The 10,114-nt window shown below is 30.1% G+C and carries 10 protein-coding genes; 8 read left to right on the top strand and 2 right to left on the bottom strand.

All coding sequences use genetic code 11. The annotated features are described in order from the left end of the window. Positions 1–164 precede the first annotated feature (164 nt). A complete protein-coding gene (locus ACQ3F0_RS14760; RefSeq protein ID WP_428866083.1) occupies positions 165–764 on the bottom strand; it encodes a hypothetical protein in 600 nt (199 codons plus the stop codon). A gap of 528 nt (positions 765–1,292) precedes the next feature. Between ACQ3F0_RS14760 and ACQ3F0_RS14755 the strand changes: the two genes are divergently transcribed. The 3 genes from ACQ3F0_RS14755 (at position 1,293) to ACQ3F0_RS14745 (ending at position 3,732) form a co-directional block, all read left to right on the top strand. Beyond that, entirely contained in the window at positions 1,293–2,663 is a 1,371-nt protein-coding gene (locus tag ACQ3F0_RS14755; RefSeq protein ID WP_428866082.1) for an alanine/glycine:cation symporter family protein, read from the top strand. 43 nt (positions 2,664–2,706) lie between these two features. Continuing rightward, entirely contained in the window at positions 2,707–3,033 is a 327-nt protein-coding gene (locus ACQ3F0_RS14750; protein WP_428866081.1) for a hypothetical protein, read from the top strand. A 63-nt stretch (positions 3,034–3,096) separates the two neighbouring features. Further along, positions 3,097–3,732, top strand: coding sequence for a flavodoxin family protein (locus tag ACQ3F0_RS14745; RefSeq protein ID WP_428866080.1), 636 nt, complete (start codon positions 3,097–3,099; stop codon positions 3,730–3,732). Between the two features lie 31 nt (positions 3,733–3,763). On the opposite strand, the gene ACQ3F0_RS14740 is transcribed toward ACQ3F0_RS14745, so the two are convergent. Beyond that, a complete protein-coding gene (locus ACQ3F0_RS14740) occupies positions 3,764–5,227 on the bottom strand; it encodes an aminotransferase-like domain-containing protein (protein ID WP_428866079.1) in 1,464 nt (487 codons plus the stop codon). A gap of 125 nt (positions 5,228–5,352) precedes the next feature. Between ACQ3F0_RS14740 and ACQ3F0_RS14735 the strand changes: the two genes are divergently transcribed. The 5 genes from ACQ3F0_RS14735 to ACQ3F0_RS14715 all read left to right on the top strand — a co-directional run bounded on the left by ACQ3F0_RS14735 (position 5,353) and on the right by ACQ3F0_RS14715 (position 10,031). Next, positions 5,353–6,069, top strand: a complete 717-nt coding sequence (locus tag ACQ3F0_RS14735) for an AzlC family ABC transporter permease (protein ID WP_428866078.1) — start codon at positions 5,353–5,355, stop codon at positions 6,067–6,069. Then, a complete protein-coding gene (locus tag ACQ3F0_RS14730) occupies positions 6,062–6,367 on the top strand; it encodes an AzlD domain-containing protein (RefSeq protein ID WP_428866077.1) in 306 nt (101 codons plus the stop codon). The genes ACQ3F0_RS14735 and ACQ3F0_RS14730 overlap by 8 nt, the downstream gene beginning before the upstream one ends. Positions 6,368–6,536: 169 nt before the next feature. After that, the gene (locus ACQ3F0_RS14725; protein WP_428866076.1) at positions 6,537–7,226 is read left to right on the top strand and encodes a toxin-antitoxin system YwqK family antitoxin; all 690 of its coding nucleotides are present in this window, start codon (positions 6,537–6,539) and stop codon (positions 7,224–7,226) included. Between the two features lie 65 nt (positions 7,227–7,291). Further along, complete coding sequence (locus ACQ3F0_RS14720) at positions 7,292–8,263, top strand: CPBP family intramembrane glutamic endopeptidase (protein WP_428866075.1); 972 nt, start codon at positions 7,292–7,294, stop codon at positions 8,261–8,263. Positions 8,264–8,729: 466 nt separating this feature from the next. Next, on the top strand, positions 8,730–10,031 hold the full coding sequence (locus tag ACQ3F0_RS14715) for an acetyl-CoA hydrolase/transferase family protein (protein WP_428866074.1): 1,302 nt from the start codon (positions 8,730–8,732) through the stop codon (positions 10,029–10,031). Positions 10,032–10,114: the final 83 nt, after the last annotated feature.

Below are 10,114 nucleotides of genomic sequence, written 5' to 3'. Positions count from 1 at the left end.
TCAATTTTCTTTGTCATAAATTTTCCTCCTTAAATTTTTCATAGTATATTATTCCAAAACTACCAACTAATCATACAAAAAAAGATAGTAGGTAGATTTGTTTTTACACAAATCTACCTACTGTCCCCTCAATTTTGAGCAGACTCCCTTTTACTATTATTTAATTATTGTAAAGCTGAAAGTCTTTCATTAATTTCAGTTAAATGTTCTGTCATATGTTCTATTATTGAGTCAAAAGCAGTTTGTGCAGCAGTTGCATCATCAGCCTCTACAGCAGATTCTAGTTCATCCCAAGGGTTAGCAGGTCTTTCAGTTTTAGTTCCATCAGCATTTAAGCCTTTTGGACCATGACCTCTTCTACCTATTTTACCAACTAAAGTTTCTTTCATTTTTTCTCTAGTGATTTCACCATTTTGGACTTTTTCTCTTAGTGCATCCATTTCTTGATGCAGAGTTTCACGTGTAGAATCTAACTTAGTTTTAAGTGCTTCAAATTCAGCAGTAGCTCCTGGAATAAGTGATTCTGACTTTTCTAAAATAGCAGCTTCAGCTTCTTGTCTTTCAAGTCTTTTTGCTTCTTTATCTTCTCTGTTTTTAAATCCACCTTTACCGCCTCTACCATCTCTATGTTCCATTGTTACTTGAGTAGTTGTTTCATTCCCTGTATCAGTGGTAGTAGTCGATGATACTGCAAAAGCAGTTGTAGATCCTAAAATTGTTAAAGCGACAGTACCTGGGATTATAAATTTTCTAAAGTTTTTCATTGTAATACACTCCTTTTGAGTCGGCTTAAGGATTAGTTCTACTTTTCTTTCGAAAATATGAGGCATTAATAATTTTTCGAAAGAATTTAGTAGATCTATGCTTAAACGATCTCTTTTAATTGTGAAGATTTATCTTATGAGGTAATAATACTATTTAAATATCAAGGAATTATGAAGAAAGTTTTGAAGTAGTGAAACCCAAGGGCAGATATAAAGAGATACTTTTTTTGAAAAAGATTGGAATAGCGATAATAATAATGAAGATGTAGATGGAAATAATTTAATTAAAGAAAAAGATATTATTGAAATTCGCAAGAAAATTAAATAACAATTTAGTAAATATTAATCCCTGAGGTGTAATTTAATAATATGGTATTTTTATAAATATTGAACATAAATATAGAATTATAAAGGGGCTTTTACAAAAAAATATCCTTTACTTTGGTATGGACAAGGTGTCGTTGGTAAATACATAATTTTATGATTTTCGTAGGTTGAATTTAACATCACAAAAATGGGGGGATATATATGTTTGAAAAATTAGTTGCAGTAACAGAATTTTTGTGGGGTACACCACTGATGATTCTTACAGTAGGGGTAGGCTTTTTTCTTACTTATAAAATTGGATTTTTCCAATTTACTCATATAAGATACATTTTCCAAAAAACAATAGGGACTATGTTCGGTAAGAATACTAAGAAAATTGAGGGAAAGGGGAAACTGTCACCTTTTCAAGCATTAAGTACTGTACTTGCTGGCACTGTTGGGAGTGGAAATATTGCGGGAGTTGCATCTGCAATTGCAATTGGTGGTCCAGGATCAGTATTTTGGATGTGGGTAATTTCATTATTCGGTATGGTTACCAAAATGACAGAGGTAACACTAGCGGTTCATTATCGTAAAAAAGGCGAAAATGGAGATTACTATGGTGGACCAATGCATTATATAAAAGATGGATTAGGAAGTAAATGGAAAACATTAGCTAGTGTTTATGCTATTGCGTTGCTTATATTAGTTGTAACAGACGCAACATTTATTCAGCCTAATACAATGGCTACAGCTGTTCAAGATGTTTTTGGTATTCCACTTATAATTACTGGTGTTGTTTCGGTTCTTATTAGTATGATAATTATTGTTGGAGGTGGAGTTAAAAGAATCGGAGAGTTTTGTAGTATACTTGTTCCTCCTATGTGTATAATTTATATTATTGCTGCTTTGGGAGTAGCAGTAGTAAATATTAATCAACTTCCTGAAGTATTTGCACTTATCTTTAAATATGCTTTTGCTCCTTCACCTGCAGTTGGTGGTTTTGTTGGTTCGACTATCATGATGGCAATGAGTCGAGGTGCTTCTAGAGGTATCTTCTCGAATGAAGCGGGTTTGGGTACTGCATCCACTGTACATGCAACAGCAATTACAGATCATCCAATTCGTCAAGGTATGTGGGGTGTTATTGAAGTGTTTGTTGATACTGGTATAATTTGCAATCTAACGGCTTTTGCAATTCTTAGTAGTGGTGAATGGAGTAGTGGTGTAACTGGTGCACCTCTTACATTTGCAGCTTTTCGAACTGTTTGGGGAGATCTTGGGTTAATTTTAGTTTGTATAGCCGTTGTATTGTTTACCTATTCTTCTACCTTAGGATTTTTTGTTGAATATAAGGCATCAATTAATTATTTGTTTGGAGAAAAAGCAGAAAAAGTACTCAAATGGTTTTACTTTGTTCCACCAATAATTGCTGTTATAATGCCAATTGAAGTTGTTTGGACAATGGCTGACATGGCATGTGGATTTCTTATGATACCTAATCTAATAGCTCTTGTAGCTTTAAGTGGAGTCTTTGCTAAATTATTTAAGGATTTTCTCCAAAAGGATAAGATTGGGTCCAATGATGTATAAAAAATGTTAAACAATACAAGCAACATAACATCAGGGAAACCTGATGTTTTTGTTTGATAAAGGATATTTAAAATCAAACGGAATAGGGCGAGGTACTAAATATTATTTAACAAGTTTATTTGAAAGTAGTTGGAACAGTAATAATAACGAAGATGTAGATTTAAATAATTTAATTAAAGAAAATTGTAATTCTGATATTTTTGAGGGCTTAAATAATGATGAGATTAGAATAGTACAATATATAATTGATAATGGATTTATAACTAATAAGATATCTAGAGAAAAATTAGGTTTTAAGAAGCATAAAAGTACAGATTTGTTATCTTACGAAAAAGTACGAACTTGTTTGTGTATTATACATACTTTATAATTTAAATAGATAAATTATTATTTTTTTACAGTAGAATTTATATAGTAAAGGGAGGTTTATAAAATGAAAGTTATAGCATTTAACGGAAGTCCCAAAGAAGAAGGAAATACATATTATGCAATAAAAGTAGTTACTGATGAACTTAAAAAAGAAGGAATAGATACAGAAATAATTCATGTTGGAGATAAAATAATTAGAGGATGTCTTGCTTGTGGTTACTGCTCTAAACATAAGAATGAAAAGTGTGTTATAAAAGATGATCAAGTTAATGAATGGATTGAAAAAATGAAAGAAGCTGATGGTATAATTTTAGGTTCACCTGTGTATTCTTCAGCTATAGCGGGAACTATGAAAGCATTTTTAGATAGAGCTTTTTTAGTAACTTGTGAGAATAATAATATGTTAAGACATAAAGTTGGAGCATCAGTTGTGGCTGCTAGACGTTCGGGAGGATTACCTACATTCAATCAACTAAATAATTATATTAATTATTCAGAAATGGTTATGCCAACTTCACATTATTGGAATGTTATTTATGGTACTAATCCTGGAGAAGCATTACAAGATAATGAAGGGGTTCAAATAATGAGAGTGCTTGGTAAAAATATGGCATGGCTTTTAAAAGTAATTGAAAAGGGAAAGAGTTCTGTAAAAGAAGAGGAAAGAGAAGAAAAAATATTTACTAACTTTATTCGTTAAAATATACATAAATCTAAGGAGAAACTAGAAATTAGAATCTAGTTTCTAGTTTTAATCTTTTGTTTATAAGCTCACATAGCTTTGTGATTGCAGATTCATAATCCTTATCATTTAAAAATGCAATTGAAATTCTAATTTCATTATGTTGAGGATGTAATGGATAGCATATAGCTCCAGGTAAAAATGTGATTCCTTCGTTATAGGTATATTCAAATAGAAGATTTGCGGTGTTTATCTCTTCTGGAAGGGTAAGCCATATGTTAAATCCTCCTTTGGGAATATTATATTGTACCTTTGTACTTAAGTTATTTTTAAAAATTTGTACTGTAAGCTGTACTCTTTTTTTTATAAATTCTTTTATATTTTTAATATGGTTATCAATTAATGGACTTTTCAAAATTTCAGATACTAATCTTTGAGAAAGTAATGCTGTGCCTAAGTCAGCACGAGCTTTGGCTTTTTCAATTGTTTTAATAATATTATTAGGAGCTAAAAGAGTAGCTACTCTATAGCCAGCACCTAGAAGTTTACTTATACCTTTAATGTAAATAACTCTATTATTTTTATCATAAGATTTAATTGGTAGTGGGGGATTCACTTCAAGGCTGAGTTCTCCCCATGGATCATCTTCTATAATATAAAAATCAAAAGCTTCAGCAAGATTTAAAAGTTCAATACGTTCTTTTTGTGAAAGACAGTAACCAGTGGGATTACTGTAATTGGGAGTAAGATATATAAATTTTGGGGGTTGTTTATCGCATTGAATTATAAGGTCATTAAATGAAAGCGTATTATTGTAAATTGGTAAAGTCTTTATTATAGCGCCTGAATTTTTAAAAGCATCTATTGCACCTGTATAAGATGGAGATTCTATTATTACTAAATCTTTAGAACTTGTAAATGTTGATGCTATAAGATTTAATCCCTGTTGAGTTCCAGAAACAATTATCATGTTTTTGATGTTTGTATTTATACTTCTGAATTTTGCTAGATATTGAATAAATGAATTTTTAAGCGATAGATCTCCTGAAGTTTCTGAGTAAGACATTATTGCTTCTGGTTGATTATTTAAAATGTCTAAAAATAGGTCCTTTATATCAATGGCCATGCTAGTAGAGAGCATAGAATAGGATAAATTATATTTTTTCTTTATCAAAGTATTTTTTAAAAGATTCAATGTTAAACCCCTAGGCTGATAATCTTCTATAGAACTATACCATGATGATAATATTTCTTTATTACAATCAGAGTAAATATTATTGTAATTAACGAAAACACCTTTACCAGGAATCTTTTTTATCAGGTTATCTTTTTCTAGTAATTTATAGGCTTTTACAATAGTCATATGACTTAATTTAAGGCTATCTGACAATTCTCTAATAGATGGTAATTTCATATTATATGAAAATTCAGCTGATAGAATTTTATCTGTAATATTATGAGCTATTTGTTTATAAATAGCTTCTTTTTTATTTTTATCAAAAGATATAAACATTAAGCGTCTCCTTTCTAACTGTTATACTTTAATTTTGACTGTTATACATATGTCAATTTATAATATAACAAAACTACATGGAATTTCAAGGTATATAGTTCTTAAAAGGAGAGGGAATAATAAAAATGAATAAGAGTGATTTGTTAGAAGTTAAATTGGGTTTGCAATCAGGAATTTCTATTGCACTTGGGTTTATTCCTATTGCTATGACATTTGGGATTTTAGCTAAATCCAGCGGAATTAGTTTGGCAGAATGTATAGGATTTTCTGCAATTGTTTATGCAGGAGCATCACAGTTTGTGGCTTTGGATTTACTAAATTCTGGTGCTGGAGTTTTAAGTATAATTTTTACTACTTTACTTTTTAATTTCAGACATTTTATTATGGGAGCATCTCTTGGTACGAAGCTTAATAAAAATTGTTTGAAGTGGCGTCCTTTAATAGCGTTTTGGATGACAGATGAAACGTATTCTATAGCATATTTAAAACAACAATCTGTTGGAATATATTTTTATTTACCCATGGCAGCGGCGGCCTATTTGTCTTTATCAGTAGGATCTTTATTAGGATTTCAACTAGGCAGTATATTGCCAAAAGCATTAAATCAAAGTATGGGAGTAGCATTATATGCTATGTTTTTAGCAATATTAACACCAGAATTCAAAAAATCTTTTAAAGTTATTGGTGTTGTAGTAACATCAGGAATTATAAATTTATTAGTTCACAATATTAATTTTATTCCTCAAGGGTGGCATATAATAATCGTAATAATAATAACTGTTTTTATATGGAATATTATAGATGAAAAAAGTAATAAGAATGGAGAGGAATGTTATGAGTAATATAATGATATTGATTATAGGAATGATGCTAGTAACGTATATACCAAGAATTTTACCCTTTTATATTATTGAGAGATTAAATTTATCAGATAGAGTAAAAAGAAGTTTAACATATATACCTTATGCAGCTTTAGGAGCAATGGTTATGCCGGGTGGATTTACAGCAGTAGATGGACATCCCTACATTTCAGTATTAGCATTAGGAGTTGCAGTATTATTGAGTTTTATTAAAGAAAATTTATTTATTGCAGTAACAGGTTCTGTTTTATTTACTTATGTATGTTTAATTATAATTTAGATGATTGTTGTAGATATACTAAAAATTAGCACTAAAAGCTATGTAAGCTATCTATAATTTTAGAAACAGTAAATGATATAATAGAGCTAAGAACTTTTTAATGCAACATATAAAAAATAGAATATAGACAAAAAGCTTCAGCATTTATTTAAGTGAGAGGATGGTTAGTATGGTAAAAGGAAAATGTATGATAATTGAAGAAATATTAAATCAGTATGACGAAGTCATTGCTAACGTTCATGGTATGGAACGGAAAGGTGTAACTATGCCTTATACGTCTATGAACGGAAATATGTATACGATGCTGAGAAAAGACGGAGTTCTTGGTATCAGGCTTAGTAAAGAAGATGGTATAGCATTTATAGAAGAGTACAATAGCAAACCCTTTGAAAACTATGGTTCTCTAATTAAGGAGTATGTTGAAGTTCCTTCACATGTTTTTATGGATACAGAATTGATGAGTAAGTATATGAATATGGCACATCAATATGCAAAAACATTAAAGCCAAAACCTACTAAAAGAAAGAAGGAAAGTAAGGTTAAATCAAAGACCACCGAAGAAAAAAAGGTTACATGGCTTATTGGCGAGACATACAAAAACGGGCAACCAAAAGCAACTTTAAAGGGCGATATGATGACTCATTTTTTTGAAGATGGAACAATTAAAGCAGAAGGTAACATTTTATCTGAAAAAATGGAAGGTAAATGGACTTTTTATAAAAAAGGGGGTCATTTAATGCAAATCGGTCATTTCAAGAAAGATATAAAACATGGTGAATGGGTTCGATATGATTCTCAAGAAAAGGTTGTGTATCATGTAGAGTTTGAAAACGGTAAGATTATCAAGAAATATGTTTGATAAATAGATATTTATCCATGGTACAATATATTTAATTATGTTTTTTTAGATTGGGAGAGAGTGAAATGAATGAGAATAATGAAGATAAGGTAATTAAAAAATTAATGAAGAAAGACTTTAATAAGCTTGGCTTGGCTCTAGTGATGAATGAACTAGTTCTAAATGTAGTAGTATTTATAATTATTATAGGTACTATGATTATTCAAATGATAAATAATCCCAATATGGGGGAGGATCAATTTATGCAAATACTTGATAATGCTAGTTTTAATGGTATTATGAGTATTATTGCAAGTTTCATTGCATTTATTCCAATCTTAATTTATAGGCGGAAGAAATTTCTTCAATATGATCTAGTGGTAGAAAATAAAAAATTTACAATAAAGATTGTAATTATTGGTTTTATTATTCTATTTTCAATGAACGCTACATTGGGAGTATTTGTGGAGGGATTAGAATTTCTGTTAAATGGAGTTGGATTAACGGCTAGAGGTGCTTTGGAGGATTTGGAAATATTAAATCAACCTTCTATAGTGATGGTATTATCCACATGTATAGTAGGACCAATATTTGAAGAATTTGTATATAGAGGAGTGGTTCTTAGAACCCTCGAAAAGTATGGTAGATGGTTCGCTATTTTAGTTTCATCAATATTATTTGGATTGATGCATGGTAACTTTTATCAAATATTCATGGCGGTAGGAATTGGTATTATACTAGGATATTTAACTACGGAGTATTCTATTAAAATAGCTATTATATTGCATATATGCAATAATACTATGGTTCAATTGTTATCAGAAATTAATGCTCGTGTAAGTGGAAATATAGTGGATGTTATAAATATTAGTTTAACGGCAGCTTCTATAATCATAGTAATAATTACTTTTGTTCGTAATAAGAGTTATATCAAGAGTTGGCTAGAAAGTAATAGGTTTGAAAAGAAAATTACGCTAAGATTTTTTACTTCTATTACAATAATTATAATAGTTGCGTTTAATTTATATATGGTAATAACAGGTATTACGAAGATATAAATTGGAAGGTAAGCAGCTCAACATCAGGGAAACCTGATGTTTTTTAGACTAAAAAATATTGATTAAAGAAATCAGAAGAGTATTATCCAAAGAATTTATTAGAAGAGACTGGTTAAATAATACTCTTTGATAGCTGGTAAAAGTCTGGTAAAGATAATCGTTGCGGTATATATTTACAACAAATCCAATATATAAGCGAATTTTGACACAACATGTAATATATATTATTATAATCATTATAATAAATAATCATAGTGTATTAAGTTCAATCTTAATCATTATTAATTTGCAAGCAAGTTCTTATTGGAATCCATATGCAAGAAAAAAATAGCTATAGCTTAAGATAAGAAATTTATAGATTAAGTAATCAGAAAATTAGGAAAATTTTACGAGCTTGTATTTGCAAAATAAGGGAGAATCTGTGATTATATATTGATAGTAGAGATAGGTAAAAGGGGTAGATTAGATGAATTGGAAAGAACTTTATAAATCGAAATTAACAACGGCGCAAGAAGCTGTAAAAAACATTCAATCTGGAAATAGAGTTGTTATGGGACTTGCGTGTAGTGAACCACTGGAAGTAGTAGATGCAATGGTTAATAATAAAGATCAATATGAAAATGTAGAAATTGTTCAAATGTTAGCCATAGGGAAAAGTGAATATACAAAACCAGAAATGGAACCGCATTTTAGATATAATGCATTATTTGTAGGGGGAGGTACTAGAAAAGCAGTAAATGAAAATAGAGCAGATTATACGCCTTGCTTTTTTACAGAAATCCCTAGATTGTTTAAAGAAGATCATCTACCAGTTGATGTGGCACTTCTTCATCTAAGTCGTCCTGATGAACATGGGTATTGTAGCTTTGGACTTTCATGTGATTATATAAAGCCAGCAGCAGAATGTGCAAAAATGATTATTGCAGAAGTAAACGATCAAATGCCAAGAACTATGGGAGATTGTTTTATTCATATATCTGAAATAGATCATATTGTAGAGACATCTTATCCAATTTTTGAATTGAATCCTCCAAAAATTGGGGAAGTAGAAAAAGCTATCGGAGAGAATTGTGCGAAGTTGATTGAAGATGGTTCTACATTACAATTAGGTATTGGCGCTATTCCAGATGCAGCGCTATTATTCCTAAAAGATAAAAAAGATTTAGGGATTCATTCAGAGATGTTTTCAGATGGAGTTGTTGAATTGGTAGAAGCAGGTGTTATTAATAATAAAAAGAAAACATTACATAATGGAAAAATTGTCACAACCTTCTTAATGGGAACAAAGAGACTTTACGATTTTGTTGATAATAATCCACTTGTTGAATTATACTCAGTAGATTATGTGAATAATCCATGTGTGATTATGCAAAATGATAATATGGTTTCAATAAACTCTTGTATTCAAGTTGATTTAATGGGTCAAATTGTTTCAGAAACAATTGGACTTAAACAATTTAGTGGTGTAGGTGGACAAGTAGATTATGTACGTGGTGCAAGCATGGCCAAGAATGGAAAATCAATTATTGCTATTCCTTCAACTGCTTCAAAAGGAAAACTTTCTCGTATTGTACCATTAATAGATGAAGGATCAGCAGTTACAACTTCACGTAATGATGTACATTATATTGTAACAGAATATGGTATTGCTAATCTTAGAGGAAAAACCTTGAAAGATAGGGGGAGAGCGTTGATTAATATTGCTCATCCAGATTTTAGAACTATGTTAATCGAAGAATGGGAAAAAAGATTTAATTGTAAATTTTAATTATTAATACCTACCGTAGCAAGCGGTAGGTATTTTCTTTTTTTTAAATAAATATTACAACAACTTAGTGAATATAATAGTTA

Origin of the sequence: Clostridium sediminicola (assembly GCF_050402865.1) — a bacterium.
Classification (GTDB): domain Bacteria; phylum Bacillota; class Clostridia; order Clostridiales; family Clostridiaceae; genus Clostridium_AF; species Clostridium_AF sediminicola.
The sequence above is the reverse complement of the archived record's forward strand: the minus strand, read 5'-3'. Positions and strand labels throughout refer to the sequence as shown.

Excerpts from the sequence above, each read along its gene's own strand:
- ACQ3F0_RS14760 (WP_428866083.1), bottom strand. The coding sequence starts at position 764 with ATGAAAAACTTTAGAAAATTTATAATCCCAGGTACTGTCGCTTTAACA.
- ACQ3F0_RS14755 (WP_428866082.1), top strand. The coding sequence starts at position 1,293 with ATGTTTGAAAAATTAGTTGCAGTAACAGAATTTTTGTGGGGTACACCA.
- ACQ3F0_RS14750 (WP_428866081.1), top strand. The coding sequence starts at position 2,707 with ATGTTTTTGTTTGATAAAGGATATTTAAAATCAAACGGAATAGGGCGA.
- ACQ3F0_RS14745 (WP_428866080.1), top strand. The coding sequence starts at position 3,097 with ATGAAAGTTATAGCATTTAACGGAAGTCCCAAAGAAGAAGGAAATACA.
- ACQ3F0_RS14740 (WP_428866079.1), bottom strand. The coding sequence starts at position 5,227 with ATGTTTATATCTTTTGATAAAAATAAAAAAGAAGCTATTTATAAACAA.
- ACQ3F0_RS14735 (WP_428866078.1), top strand. The coding sequence starts at position 5,353 with ATGAATAAGAGTGATTTGTTAGAAGTTAAATTGGGTTTGCAATCAGGA.
- ACQ3F0_RS14730 (WP_428866077.1), top strand. The coding sequence starts at position 6,062 with ATGAGTAATATAATGATATTGATTATAGGAATGATGCTAGTAACGTAT.
- ACQ3F0_RS14725 (WP_428866076.1), top strand. The coding sequence starts at position 6,537 with ATGGTAAAAGGAAAATGTATGATAATTGAAGAAATATTAAATCAGTAT.
- ACQ3F0_RS14720 (WP_428866075.1), top strand. The coding sequence starts at position 7,292 with ATGAATGAGAATAATGAAGATAAGGTAATTAAAAAATTAATGAAGAAA.
- ACQ3F0_RS14715 (WP_428866074.1), top strand. The coding sequence starts at position 8,730 with ATGAATTGGAAAGAACTTTATAAATCGAAATTAACAACGGCGCAAGAA.